This is a genomic window from Pelagibacterium nitratireducens (genome assembly GCF_037044555.1).
In the GTDB taxonomy this organism is placed as follows: domain Bacteria; phylum Pseudomonadota; class Alphaproteobacteria; order Rhizobiales; family Devosiaceae; genus Pelagibacterium; species Pelagibacterium nitratireducens.
The window spans coordinates 494,148-511,902 of record NZ_CP146275.1 but is presented as its reverse complement, the minus strand read 5'-3'; the positions used below and the strand labels follow the sequence as shown (position 1 = coordinate 511,902).

16 protein-coding genes are annotated in these 17,755 nt (G+C 61.6%); 4 read left to right on the top strand and 12 right to left on the bottom strand.

Annotated elements, in window-relative coordinates:
• Window positions 1-4: 4 nt before the first annotated feature.
• Both V6617_RS02665 and V6617_RS02660 read right to left on the bottom strand, forming a co-directional pair.
• Window positions 5-1,543 carry a methyl-accepting chemotaxis protein gene (locus V6617_RS02665; RefSeq protein WP_338608918.1) on the bottom strand — a complete coding sequence of 513 codons (1,539 nt, stop codon included), beginning with the start codon at window positions 1,541-1,543 and terminating at the stop codon, window positions 5-7.
• Between the two features lie 103 nt (window positions 1,544-1,646).
• Window positions 1,647-3,011, bottom strand: coding sequence for a PLP-dependent aminotransferase family protein (locus V6617_RS02660; RefSeq protein WP_338608917.1), 1,365 nt, complete (start codon window positions 3,009-3,011; stop codon window positions 1,647-1,649).
• 154 nt (window positions 3,012-3,165) lie between these two features.
• Here V6617_RS02660 and V6617_RS02655 point away from each other — a divergent pair, with 154 nt between their 5' ends.
• Window positions 3,166-4,026, top strand: a complete 861-nt coding sequence (locus V6617_RS02655; protein WP_338608916.1) for a DMT family transporter — start codon at window positions 3,166-3,168, stop codon at window positions 4,024-4,026.
• A gap of 33 nt (window positions 4,027-4,059) precedes the next feature.
• Here V6617_RS02655 and V6617_RS02650 read toward each other — a convergent pair whose 3' ends face one another.
• Window positions 4,060-4,629, bottom strand: a complete 570-nt coding sequence (locus tag V6617_RS02650; protein WP_338608915.1) for a hypothetical protein — start codon at window positions 4,627-4,629, stop codon at window positions 4,060-4,062.
• A gap of 215 nt (window positions 4,630-4,844) precedes the next feature.
• On the opposite strand from V6617_RS02650, the gene V6617_RS02645 reads away from it, so the two are divergent.
• Window positions 4,845-5,198, top strand: a complete 354-nt coding sequence (locus tag V6617_RS02645) for a hypothetical protein (RefSeq protein ID WP_338608914.1) — start codon at window positions 4,845-4,847, stop codon at window positions 5,196-5,198.
• 118 nt (window positions 5,199-5,316) lie between these two features.
• Here V6617_RS02645 and V6617_RS02640 read toward each other — a convergent pair whose 3' ends face one another.
• Together V6617_RS02640 and V6617_RS02635 are read right to left on the bottom strand one after the other, a co-directional pair.
• On the bottom strand, window positions 5,317-8,433 hold the full coding sequence (locus V6617_RS02640) for an efflux RND transporter permease subunit (protein WP_338608912.1): 3,117 nt from the start codon (window positions 8,431-8,433) through the stop codon (window positions 5,317-5,319).
• 2 nt (window positions 8,434-8,435) lie between these two features.
• Window positions 8,436-9,605 carry an efflux RND transporter periplasmic adaptor subunit gene (locus tag V6617_RS02635; RefSeq protein WP_338608911.1) on the bottom strand — a complete coding sequence of 390 codons (1,170 nt, stop codon included), beginning with the start codon at window positions 9,603-9,605 and terminating at the stop codon, window positions 8,436-8,438.
• A 139-nt stretch (window positions 9,606-9,744) separates the two neighbouring features.
• Between V6617_RS02635 and V6617_RS02630 the strand changes: the two genes are divergently transcribed.
• Window positions 9,745-10,413, top strand: coding sequence for a response regulator transcription factor (locus V6617_RS02630; protein ID WP_338608909.1), 669 nt, complete (start codon window positions 9,745-9,747; stop codon window positions 10,411-10,413).
• Entirely contained in the window at window positions 10,410-11,816 is a 1,407-nt protein-coding gene (locus V6617_RS02625; RefSeq protein WP_338608908.1) for a HAMP domain-containing sensor histidine kinase, read from the top strand. Before V6617_RS02630 ends, V6617_RS02625 begins: the two co-directional genes overlap by 4 nt.
• On the opposite strand, the gene V6617_RS02620 is transcribed toward V6617_RS02625, so the two are convergent.
• From V6617_RS02620 to V6617_RS02590, 7 genes are all read right to left on the bottom strand, one after another.
• Window positions 11,813-12,064: a hypothetical protein gene (locus V6617_RS02620; protein ID WP_338608907.1), complete on the bottom strand. Its 252-nt coding sequence runs from the start codon at window positions 12,062-12,064 to the stop codon at window positions 11,813-11,815. The two genes, V6617_RS02625 and V6617_RS02620, sit on opposite strands and share 4 nt — an antisense overlap.
• Window positions 12,065-12,171: 107 nt before the next feature.
• Window positions 12,172-12,996: a carbohydrate ABC transporter permease gene (locus V6617_RS02615; RefSeq protein WP_338608906.1), complete on the bottom strand. Its 825-nt coding sequence runs from the start codon at window positions 12,994-12,996 to the stop codon at window positions 12,172-12,174.
• The gene (locus V6617_RS02610; protein WP_338608905.1) at window positions 12,993-13,859 is read right to left on the bottom strand and encodes a sugar ABC transporter permease; all 867 of its coding nucleotides are present in this window, start codon (window positions 13,857-13,859) and stop codon (window positions 12,993-12,995) included. Before V6617_RS02610 ends, V6617_RS02615 begins: the two co-directional genes overlap by 4 nt.
• A gap of 78 nt (window positions 13,860-13,937) precedes the next feature.
• Window positions 13,938-15,266, bottom strand: a complete 1,329-nt coding sequence (locus tag V6617_RS02605) for an extracellular solute-binding protein (RefSeq protein WP_338608904.1) — start codon at window positions 15,264-15,266, stop codon at window positions 13,938-13,940.
• Window positions 15,259-16,158 carry an ROK family protein gene (locus V6617_RS02600; RefSeq protein ID WP_338608903.1) on the bottom strand — a complete coding sequence of 300 codons (900 nt, stop codon included), beginning with the start codon at window positions 16,156-16,158 and terminating at the stop codon, window positions 15,259-15,261. The genes V6617_RS02605 and V6617_RS02600 overlap by 8 nt, the downstream gene beginning before the upstream one ends.
• A gap of 4 nt (window positions 16,159-16,162) precedes the next feature.
• A complete protein-coding gene (locus V6617_RS02595; RefSeq protein ID WP_338608902.1) occupies window positions 16,163-16,873 on the bottom strand; it encodes a putative N-acetylmannosamine-6-phosphate 2-epimerase in 711 nt (236 codons plus the stop codon).
• Between the two features lie 59 nt (window positions 16,874-16,932).
• On the bottom strand, window positions 16,933-17,676 hold the full coding sequence (locus V6617_RS02590; RefSeq protein WP_338608901.1) for a GntR family transcriptional regulator: 744 nt from the start codon (window positions 17,674-17,676) through the stop codon (window positions 16,933-16,935).
• Between the last annotated feature and the right edge of the window lie 79 nt (window positions 17,677-17,755).

Genomic DNA, 17,755 nt, shown 5'->3' with positions numbered 1-17,755 from the left:
AAAGCTAGGCTCTGTCGGCAGATTGCCCCGCCGGCTGCGCATTAAGCGCCTCGGCCTGTTGTTTAGCCTTGTCCCCGATCAGATCGACATCGGCGCGCGCCGCCACAAGCGCTTGGTCCCCACTTGCCAGACTGGCCCCGATCATTGCCGTCTCCTCACTTAAATTCAGTAAATGGGCTGTAACCGCACCCATGGTCTCCGCCAATGCCCGCGCCCCCTGCGTTCCGGCATCCGCCTCGCCCAGCCCGGACTTGACCAAGGCCCTGATCTCCTTGGAGGTTTTGGCGCTCACCTGAGCCAGTTCGCGCACTTCGCTTGCCACCACGGCAAACCCCGCCCCCTTCTCCCCGGCCCGCGCTGCTTCAACGGCGGCATTGAGCGCCAGAAGGTTGGTACGGAACGCCACCTCTTCGATGCCCGCCACCAGCTTGTCGATCTTGCCCACCAGTCCGGTCACCGCCATCACCCGCTGGCTAGTCTCCTCGGCCGACGACATGGCGGTCTCGACATCTGCCCTGATCCCTTTGGTCCCTTCAGCGCTGCGCCCGGCCAGCAACCGGCCGGCATCGATCTCACCACGCGCCGTCTCCATATGGTTGCGCGCATCATTGGCCGACCGCGTCAGGGTTTGGGCCCCCTCGCGGCAGATTTCGACAAGCGCGCCGACCTTTTCGAGCCGTTCGCGGGCTCGCCTGTGCATATCGAGCGCTGCTTGGCGTTCTGAATCGATGCCTTCGATCTGCCGCGCCAGCCCGGTGATCCGGGCCGCCAGGCCGTCATTGCGGCCGTCATGTGTGATCGGGGTGCCCTGCGCCAGGGCATCGAGCCGTACCGCCGCCGCATCGAGCGTTGCCAGTCCTGCGTTGACCAGGTCGAACTCGGGCACGTCCTCGACGATGTCGGTGCCAATCCTGTAGCCAACATGCCCGCCGACCAGCGCCTGCCCAATCTCGTCGAGCACGTGAGCCGGAACCACCCGGCCCGGCCGGTCGATCTCGATCAGCCAGCGGTCCGGGGCGAGCGCGCTGACGTTTGCCATATGGCGCTGACCGGAAAGCGATATGGCATAATTGGCAGGTTCATCCCCAAGCGCGACCGCAACGCCCAACAGAGCCGCAGCCGTATCGGTTTCGGCGCATTCGGGCGCCAGGGCCGTCAGCCCGGCGCTCATCTTAACGATAACGCCCTGTCCATCGACCAGCATGGCCGGCCGCGCAAGCGTCTCGAATGCCGTGCAATAGGTCATGGCGCGTTCGAGCCGCAGGCACAGATTGGCGGTGATGGCGCGCATATGCTCTATTTCACGGCTTTTCCCGATCGGGCCGCTTCCCACCGCCTCGCCCAACGCCGACAGCACATGGCGCTGCGCTCGGTCAGCCAGGATTGCGACGGCAAAACTCACCGCAATCGCCACCACCCAGATCCCGGAAGTCGCCAGCGGCCACCATGAAAGAGAAGAAAAATTGACAGCCAGAAACAGGCAGACCGCGAGGGTCGCCGACCAGAGCGCCAGCAATGCGGTAACGAGGCGGGTTCGAGCCAATGGACAGCCGACAAAAAGAATGCGTCGCGCCACCCTAAAAGCCTATGGTTAACGCTTCGTGAGCGAGACACGTTCGCGGTAAGATTGTGGGAAGGTTTTCGCCTTACCCCGTCTGGCTCCGTATCGCCTTTTCAAGCACAGCGAAGATTTTCGGGTCTCCGCACTGCGCAACATTGAACCGCATGAAACGCCCGGCGGTCCCCGACGCGCTGTAGACGTTACCCGGCGCCGCAATGACGGCGTCCACCAGGGCCGTTCGCGCCACCTGCGCTGAATCCGCCCCATCGGGCAATTGCCCCCAAAGGTTGAATCCGCCCCGTGGCAAGATCCACGGCTCGATCCCTATCTGCCCCAACGCGACCGCCGTTTCGCCCTGCGCCCGCGCCAGCTTGCGCTGCAGCTCCTCGATATGGCGGCGATATCCGCCCCCGGCCAGAACCCCGGCCACGATTTCGGTGGCCGCAGGGCTCGGTCCGCCGAACCCTGCGGCGATCTGGAGATCGATAAGCCCCTCGATCCAGTCAGGGCGCGCCGCGATATAGCCGCAGCGCAACGAAGCCGAAACCGTCTTTGAAAAGCTCCCGATGCGCACCACCCGATCCAACCCGTCCAGACCCGCCAGATGCGGCACCGGCTCGGGCGCAAAATCGGCAAAGATATCGTCTTCGATGATCGTGACGTCATGGGCCGTCAGGGCTGACAGCACCCTGTGCGCGGTTTGAGCCGAAACCATCGCCCCCGTCGGATTGTGCAAGCCATTGTTGGTGACATAGAGTTTTGGCCGCTCGGCGGCCAGAACCGCCTCAAAACGCTCGATATCGGGCCCGCTCGGCGTATAGGGCACCCCGACGATTTTCACCTGATGAGCGCGCAGCAGCGCCCGGAAATTGAAATAGCACGGATCGTCCACCACAACCGTATCGCCGGGCCGCAGCACGAAACGGCACACCAGATCGATGGCGCTGGTCCCCGACGCAGTGAGCAAGAGCTGGTCGGGCGCCGTCTCCACGCCGTCTGCCGCCAGTCGCCTGCTGATGATGCGCCGCAGCGCTACCGAACCGCGCGTCGAACCATAATCGACAAGCGCGCCATCCCCGCTCCGGGCCAAGGCTCGCATGCCCTTGCGGATCGCCTCGGCGGGCATCCAGTCCGCTGGCAGCCAGCCACAACCGGGCTTGAGCGCTTGGGGGTCCGCGTCAAGCGATTGCCGCGACACCCAGAATGGGTCGATGTCGCGTTCCTTGGGCGCGATCTCCTGGGCCAAAGCCAGGGGTGGCAGCGCCGTCGCGCAAACGTAAAACCCCGAGCCCCGTCTCGCCCGGATAACCCCTTCGGCCACCAGCCGGTCATAGGCCTCGACCACGGTCGAGGGAGAAACGCCCGTCTCGGCGGCCAGCGCACGGATCGAAGGCAACCGGTCGCCAGCCACCAGCACCCGGCTGGCCACCCGCCCCCTGATTACCTGCATCACAGTCGCCGTCCGTCCGCCAATCTGCCCGATCACATTCAAATGTATGCCCGCCCCTATCAATACAATTTTTCATTATTGTATTGATCTGTGCCTGTCCTGGCCAGCCCCTTCTCTCTAGCGTCGTGCGCTCATTGGAAAGGGTCCGAGTAAATTGAAATCATCTCTTAAGGGCTGGGGCAGCGGTTTGCTCGGCGTCGTCATCTTCTCTGGCTCGCTCCCAGCCACCCGTGTCGCAGTCGCCGATTTCACCCCGCTGTTTCTCACTTCGGCCCGCGCTGCCATTGCCGCACTGCTTGCTGCAACCTGCCTTGCGGCACTCGGTCAGCCCCGCCCCCGACCCGCCGATCTCTTATCGCTGGTCATCGTCGCCGTCGGCGTGGTTATCGGATTTCCGCTGCTCACGGCACTGGCCCTCGAGCACATCACATCGGCACGCTCCATTGTCTTTATCGGTCTGCTTCCACTAGCCACAGCAACGTTTGCCGTCCTGCGCGGCGGCGAGAACCCTCGCCCCGCCTTCTGGCTGTTTTCGGGATTAGGCAGCGCCATCGTGATCGTCTTCGCCATCTCGGGTGGCGGCGCGGGATCGCTAATCGGCGACCTCTATATGGTCGCGGCCATCATAGTATGCGGTTTGGGCTATGCCGAGGGCGCAAAGCTGTCGCGGCGGCTGGGCGGCTGGCAGGTCATCTGCTGGGCTCTGGTGCTGTCGGCACCGCTCATGGCCGCACTGGCGCTCGCCAACCTGCCGCACTCATGGCATTCCATCGGTTCCCCAGCCTGGCTCGGCCTGGCCTATGTCTCGGTGTTTTCCATGCTGGTCGGCTTTGTCTTCTGGTATCGCGGTCTGGCGCTCGGCGGCATCGCCGGCGTCGGACAACTCCAATTGCTCCAGCCCTTTTTTGGGCTGACGCTTGCAGGTCTTGTCTTGGGCGAACCCATCGCCGCCTCGATGCTGGCGGCCGCCACCATCATCGTTGTCTGCGTCGCCCTCGCCCGGCGCTTTGCCTGACGGGCGTCGGACCAGTCTGAATGCAGATTGGTGCTAGAACAATTCGATATCGTCGAGCACAGGCTTGGCGGGTTGGCGGTTTGCAATCGCCAACTCTTCGCGGACCAGCTTGGCGTTATCGGTCGAATCGAGACGCTTGACGAAAGCCCGGCCCGTATGGGGCTGGAACATCACCCGCCGGGCGTAACTGCCACCCATGTCCTGGCTTGAAAGGATATAGCCTTCATTGCCCAGGAACTCGCGAACGAACTCGATATTTTTCATCCCCACATCATGCATGCCCGCATGAATGTTGCCGCCCCCGAACACCTTGAATTCGAGGTTGCTTTTCCGCCCCGTTCCCTTGGTCAGGACCATATTGATGAGCTGTTCCATGGCGAACGCGCCATAGCGCGCCGATTCCCCGAACCTGTCCTTGGACGACCCCGACTGGCTGGCCAGAAGGAAATGATTCATACCACCCACCTGCGCCACCCTGTCGCGTACGCAGGCCGAAATACACGAGCCCAAAATCGTCGAAAACGTCGCATCCGGCTGGCTTGAAATTACACAATCGCCCTGGTGAACGGTGGTCACCACGCCACGGGTGAAAGTATCGGGCATCAAGATAATTCAAACGGCATTGACCGCTTCCCTGCACCTTTTCTGCAAAACCGGCGCGAACCGGTTTCCCATTGAATTTTTCCGACCCTATCGCGCCATTCGTTAGCCATTTGCTAACCCTAACCGGCGATGACTACGGATAGCGCCAAATAGCAAGCATCGGTTTAGAAGTCTGCCATTATGATCGCCATGATTGTGAATCGGGGGTGCCGTGCATGAGCTTGCACAAGCTGGCCAGAGAGCTGGAAGAAACCGCTCGCCAGACGGCGGAAATGGTTGATGGCATCACCGCCAGCCTTCTCACCCTCGGCGACACCTCGATCGATTGCAACGCAGCCCGTTCCACCGCCATCCGCCAAATTGTCGTCGCCCTCCAGATGCAGGACCGCATCGAACAACGCTGCCGCAACATGGCCGACGCTGCCCGCAAGATCGCTGACCTCTCTGATGGCAGTGATGCCCAGGCAGCCGAAGGCGTCTGGTCGACCCTGACCCTTGACGAATTGCGCGACGAGTCCCTTTCGGGCATCGCCGCGCGCACCAATTCAGGCGAAGTCGAGTTTTTCTAGAACGCCTCGTTAACAAGGGCACCGTTTGTCCGGTTCGGACGCGCAATCCAACAAAGACTTCGAACGATTGAAGCGAATCAACCAGCCGCTGAACGCGCTTGGCGCCCGATCTGCCTGCTCAAAGCATCGCCGGATGCCCCTGATCGTCAGGCGCCTTGGGCAGGAATCGCCCCACCCGTCGTCCGAAGCCTTCGACATAGGTCAGCATCACCGGAACGACGAGCAATGTCAGAAGTGTCGAACTGATAAGCCCGCCAATCACCGCATGCGCCATGGGCGCATTGGCCTCGCTTCCCGGATGTAGCGCCAGCGCCAGCGGCAGCATGCCGAAGATCATGGCCAGCGTGGTCATGATGATGGGTCGGAACCGCGTACCGCCCGCCTCGATCAGGGCCTCCTTGAGTGGCAGTCCGGCCCTGACGTGCTGATTGGTGTTGTCGACCAATAGGATGGCGTTCTTCACCACCAGCCCCATCAGCATGATGAACCCGATCATCGAATACATATTGAGCGTCGATCCGCCCACCATCAGCCCCACCAAAACACCCACTAGCGAGAGCGGCAACGCAGTCATGATGGCGATCGGCTGCAAAAAGCTGCCGAACTGGCTGGCCAGAACAAGATAGATGAACACAACGGCAAGAAGCAGCGCCGCGCCCATGCTCGATGTGGTGTCGGCCAGCATTTCGGCATCGCCGCCCTGCTCGATCGCAACGCCCGCCGGCAAATCCAGTGCCGCCACCGCCACATCGATATCGGCAATCACATCGCCCAGCACGCGGCCATCTACATTGGCGCTGATCGTGATCTGGCGCGCCAGCGCCTGCCGTTCGATCTCGCTCGGCCCCAGCGTTCGAGCAAGGTTTGCAACCTGCCCGAGCGTGACCGACATCGCCATGCCACTATTGGCCTGCTGGGCAATTGGCAGCTTGGAGAGCCCATCGATATCGGATCGCAACTCCTGGGGCAGCCGCACCATGACGTCGATACGGTCATTGCGCTCATTGGTCCATTCGCTGGCCACTTCGCCCGCGATCATCACCCGCATCGCCGAACCCACCTGCTGCGCCGAAATGCCCAGATCGCTCGCCGCCTGCCGATCCATCACGATATCGAGCATGGGCTGGGCCTGTTGCGTGCTCATCTTGACGTCGATAGCACCGGGCACACTGGCCACCGCATTGGCAACCATTCGCGCACCCTCGGTCAGGCCCTCGAGATCGCCGCCGCGCAGATTGAGCGTGATCGGGGCACCGCCAGCCCCCAGCCCGCCGCCGGCACTGGCCGTCAATGCGATTCCCGGCACTACTGCCGTGGCGCGCCGGATCTCCTCGATGATCGCGACGTCAGAGAGTTCGCGTTCACCCGGATCGAGCAAATTGACGATGATGGCCGCCATATTCTCGCCGCTCGCCGTGCCCGAATTGACATTGGTGTAGGTGTTCTCGACACCGTCAATGCCGCGCACGATGGCATCGACCTGCCGCGCCTTGATCGCCGTATAGTCCTGTGACGATCCGATGGGAGTTTCCACCTCGATATTGATCAGGCTGCTGTCGCTCACCGGCATGAATTCGAACCCCACCAAAGGCACCAGCGCAAAGCTCGAAACAAAGATCCCCAACGCCGCAATCAAGGTCATCACTCGATGGCGCAGACTCCAGCCGAGCACTTTCTTGTAGCGTCGACCCAGCGCCTCGAACCCGTGCTCGAATTTTGCAATTGCCCGGCCCAAAGGTCCGCGCCTGGCACCTGGGTGGGCGTCCGGATCGTACCAGACGCTCGACATCATCGGGTCGAGCGTGAAGCTGACAAACAGCGAGATCAAGACGGCAACCGCAACGGTCACACCGAACTGCAGGAAGAACTGCCCCACGATCCCGTCCATGAAGGCCAGCGGCAAAAAGACCGCGCAGATCGAAAGAGTTGTTGCTAACACCGCCAGCCCGATCTCATTGGTCCCATCGAGCGCCGCCTGGAAATGGCTCTTGCCCATGTGCAGGTGCCGGGTGATGTTCTCACGCACAACGATCGCATCATCGATCAGGATGCCGATCGACAGCGTCAGCGCCAGCATGGTCATCATGTTGAGCGAGAACCCCAGCATGGAAATGACTGCCAGCGTTCCAAGGATCGAAATCGGCAGCGTCATGCCGGTGATCACCGTCGACCGCCACGAATTGAGGAACAGAAAAACAATAGCCACGGCGAGCAGGGCGCCCTCCAAAAGCGTGGATTCGAGCGTGTGATAATTGGCTTCGATCTGCTCGGCGCTGTCCTGAAGCACCTCGATCCGCGCACCCTCAAGCATTCCGCCTGCGTTGAGCTCGGAAACCCGGTCGTGAACCTCATGGGCAATCTCGACGGTATTGCCGCCATCGACCCTGGAGATGTTGATCGCCAGCGCCTGTTCCCCGTTCTGAAGTGCCAGCCCGTCAAGCTCGGACTGACCGCGCGCGATCTCGGCCACATCACCCAGCATGATAGTCTGGCTGCCCTGCCGTGCCACCACGATGGACGCAAAATCGTTTATGGAATCAAGCTCGGTGTTGAGCTGCACGGTCTGGACCAGAAGCCCGTCATCCACGGATCCGGACGGAATTGTCATGTTGTCGCTGGCAAAGGCCGAAACCACTTCCGAGACCCCGATGCCATAGGCATTGAGCCTGTCGGGATCGATCAGGATATCGATCTGCTCTTCTGTGGAGCCGACGACTGTCGCGCTGCCTACCCCTTCGACATTGGTCATGGAAGGCGCAACGATGTCATTGGCGATCCGGGTCAGATCAGTCAACGACTGCCCTTCCCCGCTCAGTGCCAGCGACACCATGGGCGTTGCGGTCGGATCAAACCGCAGGACCTGGGGCGTATCGGCTCCGTCGGGCAGCGTCACTGCCGCCAACCGGTCGCGCACTTCCTGGGCGGCCTGTATGCTGTCGGTTTCAAGCGTGAACTGCACGATGACCGTCGAATGGCCCGAACTCGATGTCGACGACACCGTGTCGATCCCCGACAGCGTATTGACCGCTTCCTCGATCACCTCGGAAATCTCGGTCTCAACGGCCTCGGGCGCAGCCCCCGTATAGGGGGTCAGAACCGCGACGACCGGAAAATCGACATCGGGATACTGCTCGATCGGCATCGACCGGAATGCGTTGATGCCAAAAACCAGGATCGCGACCATGACCATGGTCGCAAACACCGGGTGACGGACGCTGATGCGGGTCAAAAACATCTCTAGAGCGCTCCCACAACGACATTCTGGCCCGCTTCGAGCCCCGAGAGCGGCAACGCCACCACCACTTCGCCGGCCGCGACCCCGTCGGATATCTCGATCAGGCCCAGCCGGTCCCAGACCTTTTCAACGCTGACTGGCTGGCGGGTCACTTCGCCATCGACCACCGCCAGCACATATCGCTCGCCCTCGCTGCCCAGCACCGCATCCTGGGGCACGGCGATTGCATCGCTTGACGATTCGGTCACGATCCGGCCGGTGACGAACATGCCGCCGCGCAGCTGCGCATCCCGATTGTCGAGCCCCAGATGAACAACGACCGAACGTGTACCCTCTTCGGCGACGGGGTTGATCCGCTCGACCGCCGCCTCGAACACAGCACCATCGAGCCCATGCACCTCAAGGCTGGCCGTCTGCCCCGCCGCAATCGATGCAGTTTGCGCCAGCGGCACCATGGCATCGACCGTCAAACGGCTCAGATCCACCAGCGACATGACCACGGCCCCCTGGCCCACCACCTGTCCCGGCTCGACCATGCGGCGAGAGACCGTGCCGTCGAACGGCGCCCTGACAAGGGTGCGCTCAATATTTGTCTCCACCTGCTCGACCTGCGACTGCAGCGAGGCAAGGCTGGCCTCCAGCCCGTCGACATCGGAAATGGCCGCGTCGAGCGTTGCCTGGGGCGTCGATCCGCGCTCGGCGAGCGAGCGGACGCGATCGAGCGTCTGTCGCGCGGCATTGAGCTGGATTTCGGTCGAATTGAGCGCGCTCTGTTGCTGACGCAATTGCAGGTTGAGGTCGGTCGCATCGATTTCGACCAACACATCTCCTTCTGACACCGTGTCACCCGCCTGCACATGGACCTGATTGGCAATTCCGGCCACCTGCGCGGAGATGTCCGCGCTCCGGACCGGGCGCACCGAGCCGGTAAAGGCGATCGCCTCCGAAAGATCGCGCGGCGCGACGTCATAGACCTCGCTTGTGTGCAACTGCATGACGCGCGGCTCGGCGGTCACCGGGTCGGCCACGTCCTGGGCCTGCGGCGCATCGAAAGCGCCGCTGAGGGCAAATCCACCGCCCGCCAGAATCAACAGGACAATGGCGGCCCCGGCCCAGCGGCGGCGAACGGGCTTGGCAGAAGAGTCGGCAACTGTTTGAGTGTGTTCGGTCATGATCCAACACTGGCGCGAGTAAATGATGTGGGCATCAATCGGCGCGCTGGATTGCAGCAACATTGCAACTCTTGCCCCGACCGCGCAATGTTGGCGCAACCCAGCCCTGCAAAGAACACAGGGCTCAGGAAGGTTTTAGATGCGGATATTGCTGGTTGAAGACGAAAACGAGATGGCCAATGTTTTGAGGTCCGCACTTGCGCGCCACTCTATTGTCGTCGACCACGCGGCCAGCCTCGAGATCGCCCGCGAGGCATCCCTGAGCCACACTCATGACGCCGTGCTGCTCGACCGCAAGCTCCCCGATGGCGAGGGGCTCTCGCTCATTCCCGAGCTGCGCCGGCAAAACCCTGCCCTGCCCATCATCGTTCTCTCGGCCCTGGGGTCCCTCGACAACCGCGTCATAGGGCTCGATGAAGGCGCAGACGATTATCTCGCCAAACCCTTTTCCATCGACGAATTGATGGCCCGCCTGCGCGCCGTCTTGCGCCGCCCCGCCCAGATGCGGTCCGAAACGCTCATGATCGGCGCACTGGAGTTCGAGCCCGAACACAACGCGGTGCGGATCAATGGCCAGCCGGTCGATCTGCCCCGCCGCGAACTCCTCGCCCTTGAGGCGCTCATCAGGCGGGCCGGGCGCACCGTCTCGCGCGATACCCTCGAACAGGCAGTCTATGGCTTTGACGACGACATCGCCTCCAATGCTCTCGACGCCCATCTTTCACGTCTGCGCCGCAAGCTCGCCGCCGCTCGCGTCGAAATCCACGCCATTCGCGGTATCGGCTATCTGCTTAGGGAAGTGCAATGATCCTGGGGCGCTGGAACTCGCTGCAATACAAGCTTACGCGCAAGCTGGTGTTTTTCCAGATCCTGGCGCTGATGGCCTTTGCTTTGATCGCATCGGTGCCCATCTCCAGGTTTGCCTCGGGCGTAGGACTCGATGACCGCATCATTCCCGTCATCGCCGATTCCGTGTCCCTGGAAGACGGTCAACTGGTCGTCGGCGATGATGACAAACTCGCATCCATCAAGGATAGGTTTCCAGCCTTCTGGTATTATGTAAGGACCGATTCCGGGCAGGTGGCGAGCGATGGCCCGATCCCAGACGCCTTTCGCCCCGCCCTTGAGTATCTGGGATTCATCTCTTTTGGCGATTTCGGCAGCGAAGCCTTCCCCGAAGTCGCGTCCCTGATCGTTCGCCAGGCCGAATCCGATGCCGGTCGCCTCCATATCGCGACCGGCGGCGGTCCGCGCTTTGACTGGCTTTCGGTTGGACTGCTGTTCGCAAACAAATATTTCGTGATCTTTTCCGCCGCCCTCTCCCTGGTCCTGATTATCGCCATCCCGCTCACTCTGCGCCGCGAATTGCGCGGCCTCGACAAGGTTGCCGAAGAAGCCTCCCATATCGATGTCGATCAGCCCGGAATGCGGTTGACCACCGCAGGTATCCCGCTCGAGATGCAGCCCCTGGTTACCGCCTTCAACGACGCACTCGTCCGGGTCGATGACGGTATCGAGCGGCGCCACCGTTTCATGGCCGACGCTGCCCATGAGCTGCGGACCCCGATCGCAATTTTGCAGACCCGCGTTGAATTGCTTAACCCCGGCCCCGAGCGCACCCAGTTGATGCTCGATGTGGCACGGCTCTCCAACCTCGCCGATCAACTCCTCGACCTGCAACGCATCGATGTTGGCCATTCGCGCTTTGAAGCCATCGACCTGGTGAGGCTGGGGGCCGATGCCGTCGCGGAAATGGCACCCCTGGTCATCGCCTCCGATGACGAAATCGACTTCGGCAGCGACGCCGAGACGGTCAATGTCAACGGTGATAGCATTGCGCTGACCCGTGCTATTACTAATTTGATCCAGAACGCCATCTCCCATGCCGGCCAATCCGCCAAGATCAGCGTCTCGGTCTCAAGCGATGGCACCCTGACCGTTGGCGACAGCGGGCCGGGCATCGACCCCACACAACGCGCAAAGATTTTCGAACCCTTCTATAGGGTAAAGCCGGCCACGCGCGGCGCCGGCCTGGGGCTCAATCTCGTCCAGGAAATCGTCCTGCGCCACAAGGGCACCATCAAAGTCGGGCAGTCCCCGCAGGGTGGCGCCGCCTTTACCATAACCCTGCCCCTTGCATCGCCCGGGCACGAAAAAGGCCGGGCTCCCAGGAACCCGGCCGATAATCGGATCGTCATGCAAGAGGCTTAGATAAGCCCGGCGCGCTCACAGTCGCTGACCGTGATCGTCTTGAGCGAAATGCCCGAAGCGACCGACTGGGCAAGACCTGGCATATAGTCAGACCGGTCCGATACGCTCATCGAACCGATCTCATCGCAATAGCTTGCAACATAGGGCAGGCCCTCTGGGGTGACCTGCACGGTGCCGACCGTGGTCTGGGCGAATGCAGGAATGGCAAAGAGCGAAAGGGCAACAGCAAGAGTGGTCTTTTTAAACATTTTTTGGGTCTCCATTAATTTGACCGCGACCCGTCAGGATCGCGATAAGAAGACCCTAGTCCCGACACATTGCCCCAACATTGCGCGCCGTATCGCCTGAAAACCGATTAGCCTTTGACCGCTCCAGCCGTCAGCGACCGGCTGATCTGACGATACATGACAAGCCCCAGAACCGCCGGCGGCAGCGCGGCGACAATCATCACAGCCGAGGCCGTGCCCCACTGGATACCGCCGCCGCCCGACGAAAAGAAAAACGATGCCCCCACCGTCATCGGTACGGCATGGCGCGTTGTCAGCATCAGCCCGAAAAGAAACTCGTTCCAGGCCGTAATGAACCCGAAGATAAAGGTGGTGACGATCGCCGGACGACAAACCGGCGCGATGATCGAGGTGATGATCTTGAGCCGGCCGGCTCCATCCATATGCGCCGCTTCATCAAGTTCGACCGGAATGTCCGAGATGGCGTTGACGAGGATGACCAGCGCCAGTGGCAGATTGACGATGACAAGAATCAAACCGAGGCCCAATTGGGTATCGAGCAGGCCGACCCATTGAAACATCATGTAGATGGGGATGGCGAAGATGATGAGCGGCAGAGCACGCAGATTGACAATTAGCGGCATCAGCATGCGCCGGCCATACCCGGCCCTCGCCACACCATAGGCCGCAGGAAAGGCAAGGATGATGGCCAGCGTCGTGCCGATCAGCGCGGCTACGGTTGAATTCCACAGATAGGCAAAGATGTTGAGCCGATCGGTGACCTGCAGCACGGCGATGTAGTTTTCCAGCGTTGGCGCCTCGATCCACAGGCCCGGATTGGTGGTGATCTCCCGGCTGCTCTTGAACGAGGTCACCAGCGTGGCGATCACGGGGAAATTAAGGGCGAAAGCCGCGATGGCAAAGACCACCCAGCGCAGTGCGGTCACGATCATCTCGCTCTCCTCGCAAGGCCCTGATTGATGAAAAACAGCACACCAAAAGACGCAATGAACAACAGCACTGATGCAGCCACCGCGGGCCCGATCTCACCCTGGCGGAAAAACGCTTCATAGACATAGATCGACAGCGAGCGGGTCGACCCTCCCGGACCGCTCCCCGTGAGCACATAGACATTGTCGAACACCCGGAAGCCGTCGATGAAACGGATGAACAACGCAATGGCAATCGTGGGTGCCATCAGCGGAATTTCGATGCGCCAGAGCATATCCCATCCGGTCGACCCGTCCATCTGCGCGGCCTCGCGGACCTCAAGCGGGATGGCCCGATGCGCCATGTAAAACAAAAGAAACGCAAACGGCGTCCACTGCAGGGTTTCGACAACCACGAGCGTCCAGAACGCGTTTGCCACATTGAGGAAAGCAGGAGCCGAACCGAACCACGCCCACAGGTAATGGGGGACCGGTCCCACAAATTCGTGCAGCACCAGCCGATACATCAACCCCACCAGAGCCGGCGCGACCATGAGCGGCAACATGATGATAGCCAGAAGCCAGGAGCGCTTTTCAAACAACGGCGCCAGAAAGATCGCGAGAAAGAAACCGACAAGACATTCGGCCAGCGCGGTGATCACCCCGAAGCGCAGCGAAAACCAGATGGCGCGCCAGAAATCCCCATCGGTGAGCACCGAAACGTAATTGGAAAAGCCGCTCAACTCCGGCGCACGCAAGGTCTGAAAGCTCACGCTCGAGAGCGAATAAACGATATTGACCAGCGCGGGAAAGCCAAGAAACAGCAGCAGGAAAATGACCATGGGTGCGCTGAGCACGCCCCATTCGAGATGCCGTTTTCTGTCCATCCGCTTTTCCATTGGGTCCTTTGAAACAGAACAAGCGGTCGGACGGTCTTGATCCCATCCGACCGCTTCGCATTGCGCTTACTCGCTGAGCAGCTCTTCCATACCGCTGGCGACAGCAGCCAGCGCCTCGTCGAGCGTTTCCTGCCCGGTCCAGTAGCCGGTGAAGTGCTGGGCCTGAAGCTCATAAACGCTCAGCGCGTTGGCTCCGGTCGCCCCATTCATCACATAGCCGTACTGGCTGGCAAATTCGCCGAGTTGAACCAGATCGGGACGGTCTTCGGCGATGGCCGCAACGACTTCGGGCGTAAGCGCCGGCGCGCCGCTGTTGGCGGCATAGGCAAGCGCTGCGTCTTCGGTTGACAGCCACTGCAGGAAGGCCAGTGCCCCGTCCTTGTTGGGCGCGTTCTGGTTCAGCCCGAGCCCGAGCCCGTGAATATGGGTGGACCGACCCTCGTCCCCAGCCGGCGGGGCAACGATTGCCACCGTATCGGCAACGGCAGGTGCGGTTTCGGGGTTGGTCAACTCGCCCGCCGCGCCATTCCACTGCAGCATCGTCGCCACCTGTCCTGAAACGAAGGCCGCATTGGCTTCGGGGAACTCATAAGAGGTCGAATCCGCAGGCGTTGCGCCGGCATCATAGAGCATCTTGTAGAGTTCGAGTCCGCGCCGGTATGCTTCGGAATCGACGGTGATATTGCCCTCATCGTCCATCCAGTTGCCGCCGTACGAACGCGCCGTCGACTGCCATACCATCATGTTGAACAGAAGGTTCTGCATCTGCAGCACGGTGCCGTAGCGCGTGGGACTGTCGGGATTGACCGCCTGGGTAAAATAGAGCGCCGTGGCCGCATAGTCGTCCCAGGTCCACTCATCGGGCGCCTTGGGTTCAAGGCGTTCACCGAGATACTCTTCGGAGATATCACCATAGGTTTCCGCTGCCGCCGGATCACTCAGCAGCCCATCGATCAGATCCTCGCGGAAATACATGAAATGCAACGAAAGATCGGTGGGCACACCATACTGGTTGCCCTCGAACTGCATGGTCGAAAGAACGGATTCCCCGTAAACGGCTTCGGCCTCGTCCGCGAGCGTTACAGGCTCCATGAACGGCGCATACCGACCAATGGAATAGGTGGCGATCAGGTTGAGATCGAAGGCCTGCGTGCCTGCGGCAAGATCGGCCTGCAATTTGTCCCAGAACCCGTCACGGGCGAAAAAAAGCACCTCTACGCGGTCCTCTTCGGCCAGACCTTCCTGGCCGTTGTAAATCTCCACAACAGCCCGCAGCGCGGTTTCTTCCGGACCGCCCGGCCAGCCCAGTACGGTCACTGCGGCCTGTGCGCCGGCAAGCGGTAAAGTGGCGGTCATGAGCCCGGCCGCCAGGCCTTTTAGAATTGTTTTACGCATGGTTGTTTTCCCTTTGGTTGGTCGTATTACCCTCGGATGACAAAGCGATCCGGGCGATCCCTACGATGCCCGCTCGCCCGCCCAATTGCGCCGCGACAAGCGTTGGCCGCTGACGCGATGGCAAATCTGAAAACAATGCGGCAATGCGCGCGATGAAGCCGGGCGCAAGACCGATCGAGCCGCCGATGATGATCTTTTCGGGCGCAAGACCGAGCTGGATATTGGCGCAGAGCGTCGCGATGCGGTGCGCGGAAAGGGCGATGATGGAGTCCGCCCAGCCCTCGCCTTCCGATGCGGCCTTGAAAACCCCGCGTGCATCGGTGGCGTGGCCTTGGGACCGCGCCGCTTCAGCCATCCACCGGCCGGCCGCCCGGTTCTCGATGGGCGTGTTGTCGGCTATATCACTGAGGAACTGCCCGAAATGCCCGGCCATCCCTTTCAGCAATTGCCCCTCGGCCACCACGCCGCCGCCAATCCCGGTCGAAATGGTCAGAAAGACACAGTTTCTGGTTCCCTGCCCGGCGCCCAGATCAAATTCGCCCCACGCGGCGGCCTGCGCGTCGTTGAGGGCTATGGCAGAAACGCCAGCCAATTCGGCCAGCATTGCGGTTAGCGGATAATCGGGTGGAATGGATAGGGTCTTTGGGTTGAGCGCTGACCAGCGCCCGTTCTCGACAATGCCGGTCACCGCCGCACCGACCCGGCTGAAGCGGCCACGCCAACCGGGCGCCCGCGTCAAAAGGTCGGCAATCCAGGCGCGTGGGTCGCCCGAAGCGGGCGTGGGCATGTCCACGGCCTCCTTGATGGCTGCCCCCGACACCAACGCACCGAGAATCTTGGTGCCCCCGATGTCGATGGCCAGAACCGTATCTGTGGAAACGCCCTCAGACATCGGCTCAGCCCCTCGCCGTGTCGCGAGCTTCGTGGTTCCGGGCATCGATGGCGTCCCTGTACCAGGAAACGATATGCTCGGTGCGGGTAATGGCTGACCCGACGACCACCGCATTGGCGCCCATCGCCAGCGCCTTGGCCGCCTGTTCAGGACTGCGGATGCGCCCTTCGGCAATAACGAACCCGCCAAGCCCGGCCATCGCGGCAATAAGCTCGAAATCGGGTAGTGTGGGCTCAGGGCCTTGTCCCACATAGCCCGAGAGCGTCGAGCCTATGCAATCGGCACCGGCGGCAAGCGCCGCTCTGGCATCATTTAGATCGGCGCAGTCGGCCATGGCCAGCGAGCCGCCATCATGGATCGCGGCCAGAATGTCCCCAATGCTGTCGGGCCGGACGCGCGCCGTGGCGTCGAACGCAACGATATCGGACCCGGCGGCACTCAGATCGCGCGCCATCGCGACGGTTGGCGTGATGCGGACATCGTAATCGTCGAGATCGTGCTTGATGATACCAATGATTGGCGCATCGGTGACCGCCCGGACGGCCTCGACGTAAGCCAGCGACTCGATGCGCAATCCCACTGCGCCCGACGCCAGCGCGGCCAGCGCAAAGCCAACAACGCAAGCCGCATTGTCCATCGGCCCACCCGGAACGGGCTGGCAGGAGACGATCAATCCGGCATCGAGTTTTTCAAGCAGCGCGTGCAAAATATCCATCCTTGGTTGGGGGGACGATAGCATTGGGGGGTGGGTTGGCAACTGGTTTCTTACTGGTATTATCGGTGCAATTCGAGGACGAAGTCGTAAACGTCGCCGCGATAGCGGGTCTGGGTAAATTCGACAACGCGGTCGCCGAAAAAGCAGCGCCGCTCGACGATCAAAAGGCTCGCATGGTCTTCGAGCAGCAGATGCGCCCTGTCGAGCGCATCGGCTGGCCCGGCCTGCATGCGCTGCAGGGCGCGCTGGGGCAGGGCCCCGACCGAATCGAGCGCTGCGTAAAGGGAATCTCCCACCAGATCGGGATCACCGAGAATGGTCGCCGGCACGGCGGCGATTTCCATGGCGATGGGCACGCCATCGGCCGTGCGCACCCGCCTCAGGCGCAATATCGACGCGTTGGGGCCAAGCCCCAGCGCCATCGCCTCTCCCGGAGTGGGAAAGGTTATCTCCTTGGAAATCCAGACACATCCGGGAGAAAACCCCCGCGATTCCATATCTTCGGAAAAGCTCGACAGCCGCGCCAGCGATTTCTCGACGCGCGCCGTCACCTCCGTCCGGCTCCCCTGTCGCCGACGAATGATGCCCTCGCCAATAAGCACATCGAGAGCCTTGCGAACGGTGACGCGAGAGACGCCGAGCCTGGCCACGAGCTCGCGCTCGCTTGGCAGCAGCATGCCGCGCTTGAGATGCCCCTCGGCAACAAGACGTTCTATGGCCGATACGAGCCTGCGATAAAGCGGCTGGCCATTGCCCTGCGCAAGCCCGGCCAACAGCGCCGCAATAATGGTGTCCTGAATCATGTCATCTCCCCTGTGAAAAATTAATCACAGGAGGCGCTGGATGCAAACTGGTATTATTTTTACACCGCCATTTGCGACA

What these genes read in the sequence shown, in the direction of transcription:
- V6617_RS02625 (WP_338608908.1), top strand. Translation starts at nt 10,410, where the DNA reads ATGATCCTGGGGCGCTGGAACTCGCTGCAATACAAGCTTACGCGCAAG.
- V6617_RS02645 (WP_338608914.1), top strand. Translation starts at nt 4,845, where the DNA reads ATGAGCTTGCACAAGCTGGCCAGAGAGCTGGAAGAAACCGCTCGCCAG.
- V6617_RS02660 (WP_338608917.1), bottom strand. Translation starts at nt 3,011, where the DNA reads ATGCAGGTAATCAGGGGGCGGGTGGCCAGCCGGGTGCTGGTGGCTGGC.
- V6617_RS02650 (WP_338608915.1), bottom strand. Translation starts at nt 4,629, where the DNA reads ATGCCCGATACTTTCACCCGTGGCGTGGTGACCACCGTTCACCAGGGC.
- V6617_RS02630 (WP_338608909.1), top strand. Translation starts at nt 9,745, where the DNA reads ATGCGGATATTGCTGGTTGAAGACGAAAACGAGATGGCCAATGTTTTG.
- V6617_RS02600 (WP_338608903.1), bottom strand. Translation starts at nt 16,158, where the DNA reads ATGTCTGAGGGCGTTTCCACAGATACGGTTCTGGCCATCGACATCGGG.
- V6617_RS02635 (WP_338608911.1), bottom strand. Translation starts at nt 9,605, where the DNA reads ATGACCGAACACACTCAAACAGTTGCCGACTCTTCTGCCAAGCCCGTT.
- V6617_RS02615 (WP_338608906.1), bottom strand. Translation starts at nt 12,996, where the DNA reads ATGATCGTGACCGCACTGCGCTGGGTGGTCTTTGCCATCGCGGCTTTC.
- V6617_RS02595 (WP_338608902.1), bottom strand. Translation starts at nt 16,873, where the DNA reads ATGGATATTTTGCACGCGCTGCTTGAAAAACTCGATGCCGGATTGATC.
- V6617_RS02605 (WP_338608904.1), bottom strand. Translation starts at nt 15,266, where the DNA reads ATGCGTAAAACAATTCTAAAAGGCCTGGCGGCCGGGCTCATGACCGCC.
- V6617_RS02610 (WP_338608905.1), bottom strand. Translation starts at nt 13,859, where the DNA reads ATGGACAGAAAACGGCATCTCGAATGGGGCGTGCTCAGCGCACCCATG.
- V6617_RS02590 (WP_338608901.1), bottom strand. Translation starts at nt 17,676, where the DNA reads ATGATTCAGGACACCATTATTGCGGCGCTGTTGGCCGGGCTTGCGCAG.
- V6617_RS02620 (WP_338608907.1), bottom strand. Translation starts at nt 12,064, where the DNA reads ATGTTTAAAAAGACCACTCTTGCTGTTGCCCTTTCGCTCTTTGCCATT.
- V6617_RS02640 (WP_338608912.1), bottom strand. Translation starts at nt 8,433, where the DNA reads ATGTTTTTGACCCGCATCAGCGTCCGTCACCCGGTGTTTGCGACCATG.